General features: G+C 66.2%; 15 protein-coding genes. 13 read left to right on the plus strand and 2 right to left on the minus strand.

The window, feature by feature from the left end; genetic code table 11:
- Positions 1-519 precede the first annotated feature (519 nt).
- Genes AB0C34_RS11555 through AB0C34_RS11575 form a run of 5 tightly spaced genes read left to right on the plus strand, consistent with a single transcriptional unit; the run spans position 520 to position 6,559 of the window.
- Positions 520-2,127, plus strand: a complete 1,608-nt coding sequence (locus AB0C34_RS11555; RefSeq protein ID WP_357070170.1) for an ABC transporter substrate-binding protein — start codon at positions 520-522, stop codon at positions 2,125-2,127.
- A gap of 59 nt (positions 2,128-2,186) precedes the next feature.
- The gene (locus AB0C34_RS11560) at positions 2,187-3,113 is read left to right on the plus strand and encodes an ABC transporter permease (protein WP_357070172.1); all 927 of its coding nucleotides are present in this window, start codon (positions 2,187-2,189) and stop codon (positions 3,111-3,113) included.
- On the plus strand, positions 3,106-4,065 hold the full coding sequence (locus AB0C34_RS11565; RefSeq protein WP_357070174.1) for an ABC transporter permease: 960 nt from the start codon (positions 3,106-3,108) through the stop codon (positions 4,063-4,065). Before AB0C34_RS11560 ends, AB0C34_RS11565 begins: the two co-directional genes overlap by 8 nt.
- Entirely contained in the window at positions 4,062-5,768 is a 1,707-nt protein-coding gene (locus AB0C34_RS11570; protein WP_357070176.1) for an ABC transporter ATP-binding protein, read from the plus strand. The genes AB0C34_RS11565 and AB0C34_RS11570 overlap by 4 nt, the downstream gene beginning before the upstream one ends.
- Positions 5,769-5,812: 44 nt before the next feature.
- Positions 5,813-6,559, plus strand: coding sequence for an oxidoreductase (locus AB0C34_RS11575; RefSeq protein WP_357070178.1), 747 nt, complete (start codon positions 5,813-5,815; stop codon positions 6,557-6,559).
- Between the two features lie 477 nt (positions 6,560-7,036).
- Here the strand turns inward: AB0C34_RS11575 and AB0C34_RS11580 are convergent, their stop codons facing one another.
- A complete protein-coding gene (locus AB0C34_RS11580) occupies positions 7,037-7,846 on the minus strand; it encodes an HAD-IB family hydrolase (protein ID WP_357070180.1) in 810 nt (269 codons plus the stop codon).
- A 367-nt stretch (positions 7,847-8,213) separates the two neighbouring features.
- Between AB0C34_RS11580 and ssd the strand changes: the two genes are divergently transcribed.
- From ssd to AB0C34_RS11615, 7 genes are all read left to right on the plus strand, one after another.
- On the plus strand, positions 8,214-9,323 hold the full coding sequence (gene ssd, locus AB0C34_RS11585) for a septum site-determining protein Ssd (protein WP_357070182.1): 1,110 nt from the start codon (positions 8,214-8,216) through the stop codon (positions 9,321-9,323).
- A gap of 7 nt (positions 9,324-9,330) precedes the next feature.
- Positions 9,331-10,518 (plus strand): TadA family conjugal transfer-associated ATPase, encoded by a 1,188-nt coding sequence (locus tag AB0C34_RS11590; RefSeq protein ID WP_357070184.1) that lies wholly within the window; start codon positions 9,331-9,333, stop codon positions 10,516-10,518.
- Complete coding sequence (locus tag AB0C34_RS11595; RefSeq protein WP_357070186.1) at positions 10,515-11,306, plus strand: type II secretion system F family protein; 792 nt, start codon at positions 10,515-10,517, stop codon at positions 11,304-11,306. The genes AB0C34_RS11590 and AB0C34_RS11595 overlap by 4 nt, the downstream gene beginning before the upstream one ends.
- Before the next feature lie 254 nt (positions 11,307-11,560).
- Positions 11,561-12,190: a type II secretion system F family protein gene (locus AB0C34_RS11600; protein ID WP_357070188.1), complete on the plus strand. Its 630-nt coding sequence runs from the start codon at positions 11,561-11,563 to the stop codon at positions 12,188-12,190.
- A 114-nt stretch (positions 12,191-12,304) separates the two neighbouring features.
- Positions 12,305-12,505 carry a DUF4244 domain-containing protein gene (locus tag AB0C34_RS11605; RefSeq protein ID WP_357071261.1) on the plus strand — a complete coding sequence of 67 codons (201 nt, stop codon included), beginning with the start codon at positions 12,305-12,307 and terminating at the stop codon, positions 12,503-12,505.
- Between the two features lie 62 nt (positions 12,506-12,567).
- A complete protein-coding gene (locus tag AB0C34_RS11610) occupies positions 12,568-12,882 on the plus strand; it encodes a TadE family type IV pilus minor pilin (protein ID WP_357070190.1) in 315 nt (104 codons plus the stop codon).
- Between the two features lie 143 nt (positions 12,883-13,025).
- On the plus strand, positions 13,026-13,622 hold the full coding sequence (locus AB0C34_RS11615; RefSeq protein ID WP_357071264.1) for an Rv3654c family TadE-like protein: 597 nt from the start codon (positions 13,026-13,028) through the stop codon (positions 13,620-13,622).
- A 307-nt stretch (positions 13,623-13,929) separates the two neighbouring features.
- Here the strand turns inward: AB0C34_RS11615 and AB0C34_RS11620 are convergent, their stop codons facing one another.
- A complete protein-coding gene (locus tag AB0C34_RS11620; RefSeq protein WP_357070192.1) occupies positions 13,930-16,305 on the minus strand; it encodes a DEAD/DEAH box helicase in 2,376 nt (791 codons plus the stop codon).
- 436 nt (positions 16,306-16,741) lie between these two features.
- Here AB0C34_RS11620 and AB0C34_RS11625 point away from each other — a divergent pair, with 436 nt between their 5' ends.
- The gene (locus tag AB0C34_RS11625) at positions 16,742-16,948 is read left to right on the plus strand and encodes a cold-shock protein (RefSeq protein ID WP_011206895.1); all 207 of its coding nucleotides are present in this window, start codon (positions 16,742-16,744) and stop codon (positions 16,946-16,948) included.
- Positions 16,949-17,303: the final 355 nt, after the last annotated feature.

Here is a 17,303-nt window from a genome sequence, read left to right on the forward strand (position 1 = left end):
CTCGGCCCAGAAGCCGTCACGGTCGGCGGCTGCCCGCTGGTAGAGGGTGGCATCGGCATTCGCCGCGGCAGCGAACTCCGCACTCGGCGGGTAGGAGCCCCCGTGGTCGGCGGTGGTTTCGGTCATCTCGTCTCTTCTTTCCACGTAGCCTGAGCACACGAATCAACGCAGCCACGTTCGACAGTAATCAACTCGAACCTGGGCCGCGTCGGGCGTGTCCGCCCGGGTTTCGATGCGGTCATGTTGTCGCGCGAGGCACATCCGGTGGTCGACCGTGGTGCCACCGTATGACCCAGGTAGAGGCAATACTGTGGTCAGTAGGTCATTTTTGTGCAAGATTTGGCGTGTTTCGGGGATGTTTCCGGACTGATACAAGTGGAATGAACTTGGGTCAGTTCAGTGACAGTTCTTGTTTCGATGGATACTCTGCGAACCATCTAAAGCGGATCGTGCCGGCGTGCGCTGATGGATTTCGTGCGCGTGTCGGCAGGTCCCCCCTTCTCGGACCGGGAGAATGCGTTGAGATTCCCCAGAGCAACGGCGCTGACCGCTGCTGTACTTCTGGCAACAGGCCTCGGGCTTGCCGCCTGCTCCTCGAATGACGGCGCCGACGCCGACCTCGTCACCGTGAACGGCGGCGAGCCACAGAATCCGCTGGTACCTACGAATACCAACGAGAACATGGGCGGGCGTGTGGTCGACCGACTGTTCGCGGGCCTGAAACACTACGATGCCAGCGGCACGGCGCACGACGAAGTGGCGGAGTCGATCCAGACCACGGATCGGCAGAACTATCGCGTCACCCTGCGGCCGAACTGGAAGTTCAGCGACGGCACCCCGGTCACGGCCGAGTCGTTCGTCAACGCCTGGAACTACGGTGCGCTCGGCACCAACGCCCAACTGCAGAGCTATGTCTTCGCCCCGATCATCGGCTTCGACGAGGTGTCTGCGGAAAACCCGACAGCACGGACGATGTCCGGCCTGAAGGTGATCGATGACCGTACCTTCACCATCGAGCTGAAGGCGCCGTCGATCGATTTCGAGTCCGAGCTCGGGTTCACACCGTTCTATCCGCTGCCAGCGGCGGCATTCAAGGACATGAAGGCGTTCGGTGAGAACCCGATCGGAAACGGTCCGTACAAGTTCGCTCGTGCCGGGGCGTGGGAACACAACGTCAAGATCGATCTGGTGCCCAATCCGGAGTACCACGGCGGTCGCCCGGCCAAGAACAAGGGCCTTCGATTCGTGATGTACCAGTCCTTCGATACCGCCTACGCCGATCTGCAGTCCGGCAATCTCGACGCACTGGACACCGTGCCCGACAGTGCCCTCACCTCCTACCGGCAGGACCTCGGCGACCGAGCGATCACGAAACCGACGGCACAGAATCAGCACGTCGGCATCCAGTCCAATGTCGCGCACTTCGCGGGCATGGAAGGGCTGCTGCGGCGCAGGGCGATTTCGATGGCGATCAACCGAGAACAGATCTGCGAGAACATCTTCCACGGCACCAGGATTCCAGCTCGCGACTTCACCGCGAGCACGCTTCCCGGCTTCGATGGGAACCTGCCCGGCTCGGAGGTACTGGTGTACAACCCCGACGAGGCCAGGAAGCTGTGGGCGCAAGCCGACGCGATCGCACCGTGGTCAGGACGCTACGAGATCGCTTACAACTCCGACGGCGGCCACCAGGCATGGATCGAGGCGGTGGCGAACAGCGTGAAGAACACCCTTGGCATCGATGCCGTCGGCACGCCGTACCCGACGTTCAAGAACGTTCGCGATGAAATCAACGCGCGCACCATCGGCAAAGCGTTCCGCTACGGCTGGCAGGGTGACTACCCCACCATGCTGCAATTCCTCACCTCGCAGTACTACAGCTATTCCGACACCAACAACGTCGACTACAAGAGCCCCGAACTCGACCATCTGCTCGACGCCGCCCAGGCCGCGCCGACGCAGCAGGAGTCCTACCGGATCGTCGCGCAGGCGCAAGCCCTGCTGATCAGGGACTTGGCCGATATCCCGGTGCTCGACTACGTCGCGGCCGCGGGTCGCTCGGACAAGGTGCGCAAGGCCGAACTCGCTTGGAACGGTCTGTTCGACTTCGAAAACATCGTGAAGTAGCCGCTCGGCGATCCGCGTCGCCTCGAGCTACGCGGATCGCCGCTCACCCAGGAGGCGAAATGGCCTGGTACGTCGTGCGGCGTCTGCTCCAGATGATCCCCGTGTTCCTCGGGGCAACGCTGCTCATCTACGCGCTGGTTTTCTTGATCCCCGGTGACCCGATTCACGCGTTGGCGGGCGATAAACCGATGACACCGGCGGTTGAAGCCCAGTTGCGGGCGCGTTATCACCTCGACCAGCCCTTTATTGTCCAATACCTGCTGTATTTGAAAGGGATCGTCACGTTGGACTTCGGCACGGCGTTCTCCGGAAGACCGGTGCGCGACGAACTCGCTCGTGCCTTCCCGATCACCATCAGACTCGGGTTGCTGGCGTTGCTGATCGAAGCCGTGTTCGGCGTGGTCTTCGGCCTGATCGCTGGGCTGCGCAAGGGAAAGCTCTTCGACTCGACCATGCTGGTGATCAGCCTGATCGTCATCGCGGTACCGGTTTTCGTCGTCGGCTTCCTCGCGCAGTTTCTGCTCGGCGTGAAATGGGGGATCGCGCCGGTGACCGTGACCGGGAAGGCGAGTATCGGCGAGTTGCTGGTACCCGCCTTCGTACTCGGTTCGCTGTCGTTCGCCTATGTGCTACGTCTGACGCGGAACTCGGTGGCGGAGAACATGTCTGCCGACTATGTCCGCACCGCGACTGCGAAGGGGCTCAGCAGACCGCGGGTAGTCACCGTGCACATCCTGCGTAATTCGATGATCCCGGTGGTCACCTTTCTCGGCGCCGATCTCGGAGCATTGATGGGCGGTGCGATCGTCACCGAGGGCATCTTCAATATCCCCGGCGTCGGCGGCACGCTCTACCAGGCCATCACCAGGGGCGAGCCACCCACGGTGGTCTCGTTCGTCACGGTGCTGATCGTGATCTTCCTGATCTCGAACCTGGTTGTCGACCTGCTGTACGCCGCACTCGACCCGAGGATCCGCTATGCCTGATCTGGATAACGGCGCCGGTCCGGAGCGCGGTGGGCAGCAGCACTTCGTCGCGCCACCCGACGAGGTCGAGGTGCTTGCGACCGACGTCGTGGTGGATTCCGGTGTGCCGACGAGCATCTGGCGGGACGCCTGGCGGCAGCTGCGGCGCAATCCGATCTTCGTCGTCGCGGCATTGCTGATCGCGTTCGTGCTGATCGTCGTGATCTGGCCGGGGTTGTTCACCGGCCAGGACCCGAGATACTGCAACGGCGATTTCAGCATGGACCCACGCGATGCCGGGCACCTGTTCGGTTTCGACAAGCAGGGATGCGATATCTACGCCCGAACCGTGTATGGCGCGCGGGCTTCGGTCTTGGCGGGTGTCGGTGCGACGGCGCTGTTCTTGCTGGTCGGTGGCACGCTTGGGGCGCTTGCCGGCTTCTATGGTGGGCCGCTGGACTCGATCGTGTCCCGGGTAGCCGAGATCTTTTACGCGATCCCGCTGATGCTGGCTGCCATCGTGCTCATGCAGTTGCTGGATTCGCGCACGATTTGGACCGTCATCGTCATCCTCGCATCGTTCACCTGGCCCCAGGCGGCACGGATCGCTCGTAGCGCGGTGATTCAAGCGAAGAACAGCGATTACGTCACGGCGGCACAGGCTTTGGGGGTCTCCCGAATACAGACACTGTTGCGTCACGTGCTGCCGAACGCGGCGGGACCGCTGATCGTGGTCACCACGCTGTGGCTCGGGGTCTTCATCGTCACCGAGGCGACGCTGTCCTACCTTGGTGTCGGCCTGCCGCGCACGGTCGTGTCCTGGGGTGCGGATATCGCCTCCGGACAGAAGGAGATCCGCACCTCGGCGATCCTGTTCTATCCGGCGACGGCGCTGGCACTCACCGTGCTGAGCTTCATCATGCTGGGCGACGCGGTGCGTGACGCCCTCGACCCGAAGGCGAGGAAGCGATGAGCGATGCGGCGCAGACGCAGGCACCGCTGCTCGAGATCACCGACCTGAATGTGGCTTTCACCGCCAACGGCGAGCGGGTCGCCGCAGTCCGCGATGTGAATCTGTCGGTGTATCCGGGGCAAACCGTGGCGATCGTCGGTGAATCGGGCTCCGGGAAGTCCACCACGGCGCACGCCATCATCGATCTGCTGCCCGGAACCGGTCGGATCACCTCCGGCTCGATCAAGTTCGACGGCACGGATCTCGCCGCGGCCTCGAGACGGGACATCGTCGCCATACGCGGCAGCGGTATCGGTCTGGTGCCACAGGATCCGATGTCGAATCTCAACCCGGTATGGAAGGTCGGCTTCCAGATCCGGGAAACGTTGGAGGCGAACGGCATCGCGAAAGGCAGGGCGGCACGACAGCGGGCTATCGAGCTACTGGCGGAAGCGGGGATGCCCGATGCCGAGCGACGGATGAACCAGTACCCGCACGAATTCTCCGGCGGAATGCGCCAGCGCGCGCTGATCGCGATCGGGCTGGCCTGTCGTCCCAAGCTGCTGATCGCCGACGAGCCGACCTCCGCGCTGGACGTCACCGTGCAGCGGCAGATCCTCGATCACCTCGACGGGCTCACCACCGAACTCGGCACCGCGGTCTTGCTGATCACACACGACCTCGGCCTCGCCGCGGAGCGGGCGGAACACTTGGTCGTGATGTATCGCGGCCGGGTCGTGGAATCCGGTCCAGCCCTGCGGATTTTGCGGGAACCGCGGCATCTGTATACCCAACGGCTGGTGAACTCGGCGCCGTCCCTGGCTTCGCAGCGGCTGTCATCGGTGCGGCGACGGGCCGAGATCCGCGCGCAGTCGGTGCAGGTCGCCGAACGGACGGCCGCGGCGGACGAGGACTTGGTGGTCGTTCCCGACGAGGTGGTGGTGGCCGAACATCTCACCAAAGTGTTCCGGATTCGTGGTGGCGCGCCGTGGAAGACGACCGATTTCGCCGCGGTCGACGATGTGTCGTTCCGGCTGCGGCGCGGCACCACCATGGCAATTGTCGGTGAGTCCGGGTCGGGCAAATCGACCGTCGCACAGATGGTGCTCGGGCTGCTCGAGCCGACCTCCGGGTCGGTCGGCTTCGACGGCAAGGAGGTGGCAACGCTGGATCGGCGCGGTGTCTTCGCATTCCGGCGGCGGGTGCAGCCCATCTTCCAGGACCCGTACGGCTCGCTGGATCCGATGTACTCGATCTACCGCACGATCGAGGAGCCGCTGCGCACGCACAAGATCGGGACGCCGGCGCAGCGCGCGGCGAAGGTCCGGGAGCTGCTCGACAAGGTGTCGTTGCCGTCCACCGTGCTGCGGCGCTATCCCAATGAGTTGTCCGGTGGGCAGCGCCAGCGAGTCGCCATCGCGCGGGCGCTCGCGCTACAGCCGGAGGTCGTCGTGTGCGACGAGGCCGTCTCCGCGCTCGACGTGCTGGTGCAGGCCCAGATTCTGCGGCTGCTCAATGACCTGCAGGCGGAACTCGGACTGTCGTATCTGTTCATCACCCACGACTTGGCCGTTGTCCGGCAGATTGCCGACGATGTGCTGGTCATGCAGCGTGGGAAGGTGGTCGAGGCGGCACCGACGAACGAGGTGTTCGACGATCCGAAGCAGGAGTACACCCGGCGGCTCTTGGACGCGATCCCAGGACGTGACCTGCTGGCCGGATAGGGCAGGCCATTCGATTCGCGCGGCCGCAAGTAGCCTCGTATGCCGTGACCGATCCGCTCCAGTCCCTCGTCGATCTGCCAGGTGTCCAGGACGCGGCCGACCGTGCCCGCGATGCCCTCGCCGAGGTGCACCGGCACAAGGCGAACCGGCGCGGGTGGCCGACCACGGCGGCGGAAGCTGCGGTGCGCGCGGCCCGATCTTCGGCGGCCCTCGACGGCGGCAGCACCGAACTGCCCGCCGACGGCCGAGTGGCTGATCCGGTTCTGGCCGGGGCTCTGCGGGTCGGGCAGGCATTGGACGGTGATGCGCTGCGGAACTTGGTCGGCACCTGGCAGCGGGCGCCGTTGCAGGCGTTGGCGCGGCTGCATCTGCTCGCCGCCGCCGACCTCGAGCCCAGGACGGACTCGCTCGGACGGCCGCGCAACGACCCGGGAGTGGCGCAGCGGCTGGATCTGCTGGTGCAGACGGTGCTCGGATCGAGTGCGCCCGCGCCGGTGATCGCCGCGGTGGTACACGGTGAGCTACTGGCGTTGCGACCGTTCGGAACAGCCGACGGTGTGGTGGCGCGGGCGGCCTCGCGCCTGGTTGCGGTGTCGAGCGGACTTGACCCGCACAGCCTCGGTGTGCCAGAGGTGTTCTGGTTGCGTCGACGACGAGCGTATGTAGAAGGAGCCGACGCGTTCGGGACGGGCGATCCAGATGCGGTAGGCGGCTGGGTGATCCTGTGTTGCGGCGCGCTCGAGGATGGGGCGCGCGAAGCAATCTCGATCGCCGATTCGGCGGCGGGATAACAAGTCCGTACACGTCAAAGCGGGCGGCGTTGTCTTTCGACCTCACCGCCCGCTGGCACGGACTACCCGGTTACCAAGCGTGCTGGGTGGGTTGTGTTCTGCGGCCTCGGCGACCATCCGGACGTCGCCGGTTCATCCCCGCAACCTGTGCGAGGCCCTCGCCGTCGAATACCCGGATTTCGCAGGCCCACAACGCTGTTGCCCTTGTCGCGGCGCGCTCCGCGTGGGTGCCTGGTGTCCGTGCACGGAGGGATGGATGGGAGACAGTACCTTCTCTTCCGGTTCTGCCTTGGCCTTCCGGCCTTCCGTAATTACAGTTTTACACTGTGACCGCACTCACATCAAGAGGTCGGGAAACATTCAATAACCGGCATGTTGTTCGGCATTTCGTGGTTAAATCCCTGGTCGCGCGGCCGTTGTGTGTCATCGGCAAACATTCGGCTGACACTATGCGGAGGCCGATGGGCACGTCGAACGTCAGCGCCGACGGCGCAGCAGCCGGTAGCTGATCGCACCGGCCAACACCGCGCTCACGCCGAGCGCGACCGTCGCCGCCAGCGTGGTGGATGACGGGGCTTGGAAACGTGCCCACAGCGATACCGGGTTGGAGAAGGTCAGGATCGGCCAGCTGCGTGCCGTGGCTTCGCGCCGGAGGTTGCGATCCGGATTGACCGCGGTGGGATGGCCTACGGCGCTCAGCATCGGGAGGTCGGTGATCGAGTCGGAGTAGGCGTAGCAACGAGACAGGTCATATCCCTCGTCGGCCGCGAGCTTTTCGATTGCGGCAACCTTGCCCTCGCCGTAGCAGTAGAACTCGACCGCACCGGTGTACTTGCCGTCCGCCACGACCATTCGGGTGGCCGCGGTGCGCGTGGCGCCGAGTGCTTCCGCGATCGGGCCGACGACCTCTTCGCCGGAGGCCGACACGATCACCACGTCGTGGCCGCGAATCCTGTGGTCGGCGATGAGATCGGCCGCCTCGGCGTAGATCAGCGGATCGACCAGTGCGTGCAGCGTCTCGGCCACAATGGATTTCACTTGTTCGACATCCCAACCTGCGCACATGTTCGTCAAATGGGCGCGCATCCGCTCCATCTGGTCGTGGTCGGCGCCCGACAGCAGGAACAGGAAGTGCGCGTAGCTGCTCTCCAGGACAGCCCGTCGGTTCAGGAGTCCCTGCGCGTAGAAGGGCTTGCTGAACACGAACGTGCTCGACTTGGCGATCACGGTCTTGTCCAGATCGAAAAAGGCGGCAACGCGTCCGTCGGCGGTGGCTGGATTGTCCACCCGACCAGGATAGGCATGCGCGAAATCCGACGGGGGATGGGCTGTGCTGAGCGGCCCGGGTGGCGAGTTTGCCCCACAGACGCCGAGGCCCTGATGGCCGCAAAGACCGCCTACGGCAGACTTGCGTTGTGGGCGGTGCTTGGGTGTAGTATTGCTGGCACCTGGACATAGTCCAGGCGCGTTCAGCCCGACCCCCCGGGGCTGAACCCGACGGCCCCAGCCTCCTCCCCCCCCGGCTGGGGCCGTCCTCTATTTCGGAGACGTTTGCGCGGCCGGAGGGGCGTCAAGTTTTCCACAGGCCGCGAGTTATCCACATTCGGCGCCCCGCGCCTTTTTTCTTTAATCGCGTTCAGCCACGCTGACCTGCATGAATATCGACGCTGCACCGACGGACGGTCCCGCACCGGCGCTCGTGCTCATCCACGACGATCGTCTGCGTGACGAAGTCCGGAGTGTCGCAGCCGCTGCCGTGCGGAGTCTCGACGAACGGCAACACCCGGTCGGCCGGCACGCGTGGACCGGGGCGCCGCTGGTGATTCTGGATACAAGCGCCGCACGGGACGCCGTGGCGACCGCCTACGGGCGCCGGGCGGGTGTGGTTTTGGTAACCGACGGTGAGCCAGGATTGCTCGATTGGCAGGCGGCGGCGGCGATCGGTGCGGAGCGGGTTATCGCGCTGCCCGGTGCCGCGGTGGGCCTGATCGAGATGTTTGCTGCGTACGGCGAACGCCGGGCGGGCGACGGGATCGTCGTCGCCATCGTGGGGGCGAGCGGTGGTGCCGGCGCGTCCACTCTGGCTGCCGCGACCGCGCTGCGCGCCGCCGCCGAGAGGTTCCGGCGCGACACGTTGCTGGTCGATGGCGCGCCTTTCGGGGGCGGTCTCGACCTGCTACTCGGCATCGAGACCACGGCAGGGACACGCTGGTCAGACCTGGTCGTCGAGGACGGCCGCGTGTCTGCCGCCGCACTGCACAGCGCGCTGCCCGCCGCCGCTCCCGGCCTGGTGGTGCTGTCCTGCGGGCGCAGCGGTGCGGGCAAGTTGCCACGGGAGCTCGGGCCGGCTGCCGTCCGCGCGGTGATCGAAGCAGGCCGCGCGGCGGGTGATTTGGTGGTGTGCGATATCTCGGCTGAGCGCGGACCGCATGCCGATCAGATGCTCGACGCGGCGGATCTCGTCGTTCTGGTTGTTCCGGCGCGGCTGCGAGCCGTCGCGGCCGCCGAGGCGGTGTCCGCTTACATCACGCGGCGAAACCCCAACCAGGGTTTGATCGTACGTGGGCCCGCGCCTGGCGGTCTGCGCGGAGCCGAAGTCGCCGAGGTGCTCGATCGTCCGCTGCTCGCGGCCGTTCCCGGCCAGACCGGACTCGCGCACCACCTGGAGCGCGGTGGGCTCTCGGTGCGCCGCAGGGGACCATTGCGCGATGCCGCCGATGCTGTGCTCGCAGTGCTGAGCGCCCCGACGGCACAGCGGCGGTGAACAGGCGATGACGAGTGCGTTGGTGACCGCCGAGCTGCTGGATCGGGTGCGGCAGCGATTGGCCACAGCGACAGGCGATCCGGATCCGGCGCAAGTTGCCGCCGCTATTCGGGCCGAGGCCGGCGGGGTACTCGGCGACACCGACTTGCTGCGCGCCCTTCGGTTGTTGCAGACCGAGATGACCGGCGCGGGTGTGCTCGAACCGCTGCTGCACGATCCGAACGTCGCGGATGTGCTGGTGACGGGCCCGGACGCGGTATGGATAGATCGGGGTCACGGACTCGAGAAGACCTCGATCAAGTTTCCGGACGAGAGCGCGGTTCGTCGGCTCGCGCAGCGGCTGGCGCTGTCGGCCGGGCGGCGAATCGACGATGCGCAGCCATGGGTGGACGGGAGACTGTCCGGGACCGGTGCGGCGCTGGGTGATTCGTTTGGGGTTCGCCTGCATGCGGTGCTCGCGCCGATCGCCCACAGCGGTACGTGTCTGTCACTGCGCGTCCTGCGTCCGGCCACCCAAGGACTTGCCGAACTAGCCGCCACGGGTGCGGTGACATACGACGCGAAACTGCTGCTGGAGCGGATTGTGCAGGCGCGCTTGGCTTTTCTCGTGGTCGGCGGTACTGGCGCGGGCAAGACGACGCTCTTGTCCGGCCTGCTCGCCACGGTGGGTCCGACCGAACGGATCGTCTGCGTCGAGGACGCGGCCGAACTCGCTCCTCCGCATCCGCATGTGGTTCGCCTGGTCGCCAGGACCGCGAACGTGGAGGGCGTCGGCGAAGTCACGGTCCGCGACCTGGTCCGGCAGGCGCTGCGTATGCGGCCCGATCGAATTGTGGTCGGCGAGGTGCGGGGAGCTGAGGTAGTCGACCTGCTGACCGCTTTGAATACCGGTCACGACGGCGGCGCCGGCACCGTGCACGCCAACTCGCCGCGTGAGGTGCCCGCACGACTCGAAGCCCTCGCGGCGCTCGGTGGAATGGACCGTGCGGCCCTGCACAGCCAACTCGCCGCCGCCGTGCAAGTCGTCCTGCATGTGCATCGCCGAGCGGATGGATCACGTGGGCTCCGCGAGATCGGCCTTGTGCGCCGCGACGACGCCGACCGCGTGCGGATCACTCCCGCCTGGGACGCTACCGGCGAGGCCCCGGCCGCCGCGGAGTTGTCCCGGCTACTAGCCGAACGGCTCGACCGATGAGTGCGGCGATGGTGTGCCTGGCACTCTCGGTGCTTGCGCTTCCGGCGTCGCCCGCACGCCGGCGGTTCACGCGAATGTCCACCGCACGCGAGCAGCATCGAAAGCCGCTACAGCGCATGGTGTTCGCAACAGTTCCGCCCGTGGGCGCCGCCGCGGTAATCGCTTTCGGGCTGGGGCCGGTTCTCGCGGCGGGGTTGATCGCGGGGACCGTGGGCCTTCGCGTCCACCGGGCGGCACGGGACCGGCGCGCGCACACCGAGTGTGGGTTCCTGCTAGATGCGCTGGAGGCCATGATCGGTGAGTTGCGGGTCGGTGCGCATCCGAGTGCCGCGGCGGAGATGGCGGCGAGAGAATCGCAGGGTGACTCCGCACGCATGTTCGCCGTCTGTGCCGCGCGCAGCAAACTCGGCGGTTCGGCCGCGGATGGTCTGCGGCAATCGAATTCGACCGTTGCGGTGGAGCTGTCCCGAATCGCCGATGCCTGGCAGGTCGCCGAACGGCACGGTCTTGCCCTGGCGGAATTGCTGTCCGCGGCACGCACCGATCTGGCGGGCCGCATAAGGTTTCGCGGTCGCACGACGGCGGCGTTGGCAGGTGCTCGCGCGACCGCCGCGGTTCTCGCGGGTCTGCCGTGTCTGGGGATCGCCCTGGGAGAGCTGATGGACGCGTCGCCCCTTCGTGTCCTCTTTGCCTCGCCGGCCGGGACGGTGTTGCTGCCGCTCGGCGCCGGCCTTGCCTGCGCTGGTCTGCTGTGGACGGACATGATAACTCGAAAGGTGCTGGTATGAGGGAATGTTCGTCGATGGTGTCACGCCGGGAACTGATGTGCGTCGGGCAGGTACGCGCGGTATCTCGTCGCCACCGAGCAGCATGCGGAACGGCCCAATCGGATGCAGGTCGAGATCGACGCGCCGATCACCGGTCAGGTCTGGTTCGCCGGGGAGTTCGGTCGTCGGCGCCCACGGGGCGCGCTCCAATCGATGGTCGATTGTGCAGTGTGCGAAGTATTTTCGCGCATCGGTTCTCGTGACGGGGGTTGGCGATGCAGTTCACCACAGAGAATTGGGCCTTGCCGCTGTTGTTGGCGGCGGTCGCCTCGGCGCTTCTGCCCGGACGGGTTGCGGTGAGTCGCCGCCTACATGCCCTCGGGCATCCAAATAGCGGACGGGACAAGTCGGCGCGCGAGGCAGGCCGGAAGACCGATGATCCGCTGACGGTCGCGTCGGTCTTCGACCTGCTGGCCGCCTGCCTACGGGCTGGGCTGCCGATGACGGCCGCGGCGCGAGCGGTGGCGCCCGTCGCGCCAGGATCACTGGGGGAGGCTTTGCGGCGGGCGGCAGATCTCCTCGCACTCGGCGCCGACGCGGCCACGGCGTGGGAACGAGTCGGCCGGGACGGTGTCGGGCGCGCGGGAGGCGAGGAGATCGAGTCGCTGGCGCGCATGGCACGGCGCTCAGCGCGATCCGGTGCCTCCCTGGCGGTCGCGGTCGGGGAGTTGGCGGAGCAGCGCCGGAGTGCGCTCGAAGACGTGGCCGCCGCGAAGGCAGCGCGGGCGGGGGTGTTGATCGGTGGTCCCCTCGGGTTGTGCTTCCTGCCCGCCTTCGTCTGCCTCGGCATCGTGCCCGTGGTAGTTGGACTGGCGGGCCGGGTGCTCGGAGGTGGTCTGCTGTGACGCCGCGGCGAACCTGCCGTACGGGAACGCGCTCGTGCGGAGGGACCGCGCGGGCCGGAGTGAGAGGGGAATCAAGTGCGAATCGATCGGGTCACCAGGTCCGCGGGCAAGGGGCTGCGGGCGGTATATGTGGGCTTGCGTTGGCGCGTACTGCGGGCTGCGGTCGCGGAGGACGGTATGAGCACAGCCGAATACGCGATCGGCACGATCGCGGCGGCGGCGTTCGGCGCCGTGCTCTACGGCGTGGTGACGGGCGACAGCATCGTGAACGCGTTGACGAAGATCATCGACCGGGCGCTCAACACGACGGTGTAGGTACCGGTGCGGGTGGCCGACAGCGCCGCGGTGGCTTCGAGCGCGCCGGGGAGCGTGGGGCGGTGACAATCGAGGCTGCGATCGCGCTCACCGCGGTCGTCGTAGCGATCGTGTTGTGTCTCGGTGCCCTGCTGGCGGCGTCGGCGCAGATCCGCTGTGTCGACGCCGCTCGCGAGGCGGCTCGCCTTACCTCCCGAGGTGATCGTGTGAACGCCGTCCCGGTAGCAGAACGTATTGCCCCGCCCGGTGCGGAGGTCGCTGTCCGCATCGAGAGCACCCATGCCTTGGCCGTGGTCTCCGTTCGTACTCCGTTACTGCCGCTACTCACACTTCGCGCCGAGGCCGTCGCAACCCTCGAGCCCGGGGTAACACAGTGAGCGCGAAATTCCGCGGCCATTCGGCAGCGGGCAGGCTCCTGAGCAGCGCCGTGAGTATGCACGTCACATCGATGGGCAGAGGTTCGGCTGGGCCGCGCGCGGACGTCGGTGATGGAGTGGATCACCGGAACGTCACAGTGAGCATGAACGACATTACGTCGATCGTGGGTGGTGTGGTTGGAGACTCGGTCGACCGAAGCGGCGTCGCTGCTGCTGACGCCGAGGTCGACGCCGAAGCCGAGGTCGAAGCCGAGGTCGACGCTGACGCCGACGCTGTAGCTGCGGCCGCCGGTGTTGCTGGCGTCGCTGTTGCTGTTGCTGTTGCTGGCGTTGACGCCGCCGCCGACGCGGCTCAGCACGCGCGACGGCGGTTTACGGCGCGAGCTTGGGCGGTGTCCGGGGAGGACGGCGTGGCGACCGTGTTCGTGTGTCTTGGGCTGGTGGCGCTGATCGCAGCGACGTTGACGATCGGAAACGTCGGGACCGTGGTGGTAGCACGACATCGGTCGCAGGCGGCGGCGGACCTGGCGGCGCTGACGGCGGCAGGAGCATTGGTGGATGGAGTGGAGATCGCGTGCGCCGAGGCGGAACAGGTGGCGTTGCGGATGCAAACCCGAATCAAGGTCTGCGAGGCCACGGAGTGGGACGTGACGGTCACTGTGGAACGGAATATACCAATAGGTCTGTATAGCGATCGGGTCGTTCGCGCAGTGGCGCGAGCGGGGCCCGCCGAAGAGTGAACAGAGTGCGCTGCCGCTCGAGTAGGTCGGTGTCGAACTAGCGGAAATCGGGAATTGCGCTGGCTGAATAAATGTGGGTCGCACAATTACCCGGGCGGGCGCGGACAGCCGAAACAAATGAATGCGCGTGTTCGCAAATCGCCGCGTGGCAATAGCCTAGTTAACATGAATATATTCCTTTTTATTCGGAAGGGGTGAAGTGGCTCCATTCCACTCTCGATCCACTCTCGAATCTGGTCGAGTTATCGCGACGACGTGCCGGTCGGATAGCAGCCGGCCGGGTGCGACGATCGCGTCGTCACCCGCTCTATTCAGCGGTTTCGCTCGACGTCAGTTCTGACAGCACCGCCGTGAGCAGGCGTGCCGAGCCGGCCTTGTCCAGCGGATGGTTCCCGTTGCCGCACTTGGGCGATTGGACGCAGGAAGGGCACCCGGCCACACACCCGCACGACTCGATGGCCGCGAGCGTCGCCGAAAGCCAGTGCCGCAGTCGGGCGAATCCACGCTCGGCGAAACCCGATCCCCCTGGCTGGCCGTCGTAGACGAAGACGGTGGGCAGCCCGGTGTCGGGGTGCTCGGCGGTGGAGACGCCACCGATGTCCCAGCGATCACAGGTCGCCACCAGGGGCAACAGACCGATTGCCGCGTGCTCGGCCGCGTGCAGCGTGCCGGGGACGTCGTCGAATTCGACTCCGGCCTGCGCCAACAACTCCGGCGTCACGGTGTACATGACTGCTCTGGTGTGCAGTGTCTGCGCGGGTAGGTCGAGTTCGACCAAGTCGAGTACCTCTCCGGTGACCAGCGTGCGCAGGTAGCCGACCACCTGGCTGGTGACCCGCACCTGGACCAGTGCAGTCGTCACGTGACCGTGGCTGTGTTGGTCGACCACCGCGTCGATGCCGATCGAGGTGACCTGCCGGGCGCTGGTGGTCCATCCTGGTTGGGCTGCCCGCACGAAGGCGACGCCGTCTTCGAGATCGAGGTCGTCGACCACGTACGTGTCGCCTTGGTGCAGGTGAACGGCGCCTTGGTGCAGGGTTGCCGATACTCGTCCCGCGTCTGCGGTGCCGAGCAACCTGCCGGTCTCGCCATCCACGATGGCCACGGGAGCCCCGATGCCGCCGCGCACGTCGACCGCGTCGTGCGGCTGCGTCTCGGCGGTCACGTACCACCGCCCGCCCTTCTTGCCGGCCCGCCACCGGATCAACCCTTGCGCGGCCAGGTCGCGCAGGACCGCGCGCGCGCCGAGTTCGTCCGCCTCGGTGTCGGTGAGCGGCAGTTCCAATGCGGCGCAGAGCAGTTGCGGCCCGAGCACATAAGGATTGCGCGGATCGGTGATGGTGGCCTCGACCGGCTTGTCCAGCAGCGCCGCCGGGTGGTGCACCAGGTAGGTATCCAGCGGATCGTCCCTGGCCACGAGCAGTACCAACGATCCCTGAGTTCGGCGGCCCGCGCGTCCGGCCTGCTGCCAGAACGACGCGACGGTGCCGGGGAAGCCGGCGATCACCACGGCGTCCAGGCCAGCGATATCGACGCCGAGTTCCAGGGCGGTGGTGGTCGCGGCGGCGAGCAGCGACCCGTCGGACAGCGCTGTCTCCAGATCACGCCGGTCCTCCGCCAGGTACCCCGCGCGATAGGACGCCACCCGCTCGGCCAGGGCCGGATCGATGTCGGCCAACAGCCTGCGAGTCTCCAGCGCAGTGAGTTCGGCGGCGCGCCGCGAACGCACGAACGTCAAGGTCCGTGCCCCTTCCGCCACCAGATCCGCCATGATCCGGGCCGCTTCCGCGGTGGCCGACCGGCGCACCGGCGCACCGTTTTCGCCGGCAATCGTGGTGAGCAGCGGTGGTTCCCACAGCGCGACGGTCCGAGCTCCTCGTGGCGAGCCGTCGTCGGTAACCGCGGTGCAGGGCGCGCCGATCAGCCGCGACGCGGCCGCCGCGGGTTCGGCCGTGGTCGCCGAGCACAGCACGAACACCGGGTCAGCGCCGTAGCGTGCGGCGATCCGCCGCAGCCTGCGCAACACCAGCGCCACGTGCGAGCCGAAAACTCCCCGGTAGGCGTGGCATTCGTCGACGACCACATAGCGCAATCTGCGCAATACGCGGGCCCAACGTTGATGCGACCGCAATATCCCCAGGTGAAGCATGTCGGGGTTGGTGCAGATCCAGCGCGCGTTGGCACGCACCCACTGCCGGATTTCGGCCGGGGTGTCGCCGTCGTAGCTCGCCGGATGGACATCACGCAGCGGCCCCTCGTGCGTGAGTGCGCCGAGAACGCGCAGCTGATCGGCACCAAGCGCCTTGGTCGGAGCCAGATACAACGCGGTGGCCTTCGGATCCGCCTGCAGCGCGGTGAGTACAGGAAGCTGGTAACCCAGCGACTTCCCCGATGCGGTTCCGGTGCTGACGACCACATGCCTTCCCTCGAAAGCCAGGTTCGCCGTCTCGATCTGGTGCGTCCACGGTGTATCGACCCCGCTGTCTTTCATCGCCGCAACCACTTCGGGCGATGCCCAGGTGGGCCAAGCAGTGACATCGGCGGCACGCGCGGCGAGTTCGACGACATGGGTCAACCTCGGATCGTTATCCGGGAGCCCGGCTCGGACACGATTCAGCAACGATGTCCCGTAGCTGGGGTCGGTTGGGGGTTCGGATCGGGGCGCAGACTCCGGTGGATTCATGAGGCGGGCTCCGCGATGCACCCGGATAGTGTGAAACGTGTGCGCTTGGGAAGTCCTACCTGCCATTTCGATACCCAATAGCGACCTGGGTCACAGCCTGTTTGCCGAACGCCGACTCGGTTATCAGGGGGCAAACGAACCTCAAGTCTGGATTCCGCCATTGTGTCCCTCACCTGCGCATTCGCAAGATCAAGTTTTTTGCAAATTGTCGGTAACGCGACTGTTGAATTGCCCGAAGACATGGTTCACTGGTTCCTGGTCGCAAGCTTCTGTGTTCGAGGGACGGATCCAAAGTCCAAACCGTCAGCAGGATCGATGTTGCGAACGCTGTGCTTGGTGCTTTCCTGCAGGGGGAACCAACAGTACAACGGTCGGAACGGACCCGGTGGACGAACCCAGTTGTCCGCCGTTCCGGTAAGAAAAGAGAAGGAACAGAATGGCACAGGGAACTGTGAAGTGGTTCAACGCGGAGAAGGGGTTCGGCTTCATCGCGCCCGAGGACGGCTCCGCTGACGTCTTCGTCCACTACTCCGAGATCCAGGGTTCGGGCTTCCGCACCCTCGAGGAGAACCAGAAGGTCGAGTTCGAGGTAGGCCAGGGCACCAAGGGCCCACAGGCCACCGGAGTTCGCGCGCTCAGCTGAGCGACGCAACTACTATTGCCCGTCCCTCACCACCGGTAACGGGGGTGAGGGACGAGCTATATCCGGGGTAGGAACACGACACGCGCAATCGGCGGAAACTCCCGCCGCGGATGCCGCGGCGTCGGTGTGGGCCACGAGACAAGGCATACTGACTCGAACCGACGCGCGTACGCTCAGTGGTTCGAGTCGCAAGCACTCGGCCGCATGCGGTGTCGAGGTATAAACGGTGTCTGGTGGCAACGTCCAGCCGTCGTAGCCGCTTGCCCCAGCCGCGCACAGCGCGAAACAACGCAGCGCGGGTCGATAAGGAAAGGTGTATTCGCCGGTGGCAACACGAGACCGCGGTGCAGCCGAC

Source organism: Nocardia sp. NPDC049220 (assembly GCF_040647855.1).
Lineage (GTDB): Bacteria > Actinomycetota > Actinomycetes > Mycobacteriales > Mycobacteriaceae > Nocardia.

Bases quoted from the DNA above. Each gene is read 5' to 3' on its own strand.
- AB0C34_RS11560 (WP_357070172.1), top strand. From the start codon at position 2,187: ATGGCCTGGTACGTCGTGCGGCGTCTGCTCCAGATGATCCCCGTGTTC.
- AB0C34_RS11565 (WP_357070174.1), top strand. From the start codon at position 3,106: ATGCCTGATCTGGATAACGGCGCCGGTCCGGAGCGCGGTGGGCAGCAG.
- AB0C34_RS11570 (WP_357070176.1), top strand. From the start codon at position 4,062: ATGAGCGATGCGGCGCAGACGCAGGCACCGCTGCTCGAGATCACCGAC.
- ssd (WP_357070182.1), top strand. From the start codon at position 8,214: ATGAATATCGACGCTGCACCGACGGACGGTCCCGCACCGGCGCTCGTG.
- AB0C34_RS11590 (WP_357070184.1), top strand. From the start codon at position 9,331: ATGACGAGTGCGTTGGTGACCGCCGAGCTGCTGGATCGGGTGCGGCAG.
- AB0C34_RS11595 (WP_357070186.1), top strand. From the start codon at position 10,515: ATGAGTGCGGCGATGGTGTGCCTGGCACTCTCGGTGCTTGCGCTTCCG.
- AB0C34_RS11600 (WP_357070188.1), top strand. From the start codon at position 11,561: ATGCAGTTCACCACAGAGAATTGGGCCTTGCCGCTGTTGTTGGCGGCG.
- AB0C34_RS11615 (WP_357071264.1), top strand. From the start codon at position 13,026: ATGAACGACATTACGTCGATCGTGGGTGGTGTGGTTGGAGACTCGGTC.
- AB0C34_RS11620 (WP_357070192.1), bottom strand. From the start codon at position 16,305: ATGAATCCACCGGAGTCTGCGCCCCGATCCGAACCCCCAACCGACCCC.
- AB0C34_RS11625 (WP_011206895.1), top strand. From the start codon at position 16,742: ATGGCACAGGGAACTGTGAAGTGGTTCAACGCGGAGAAGGGGTTCGGC.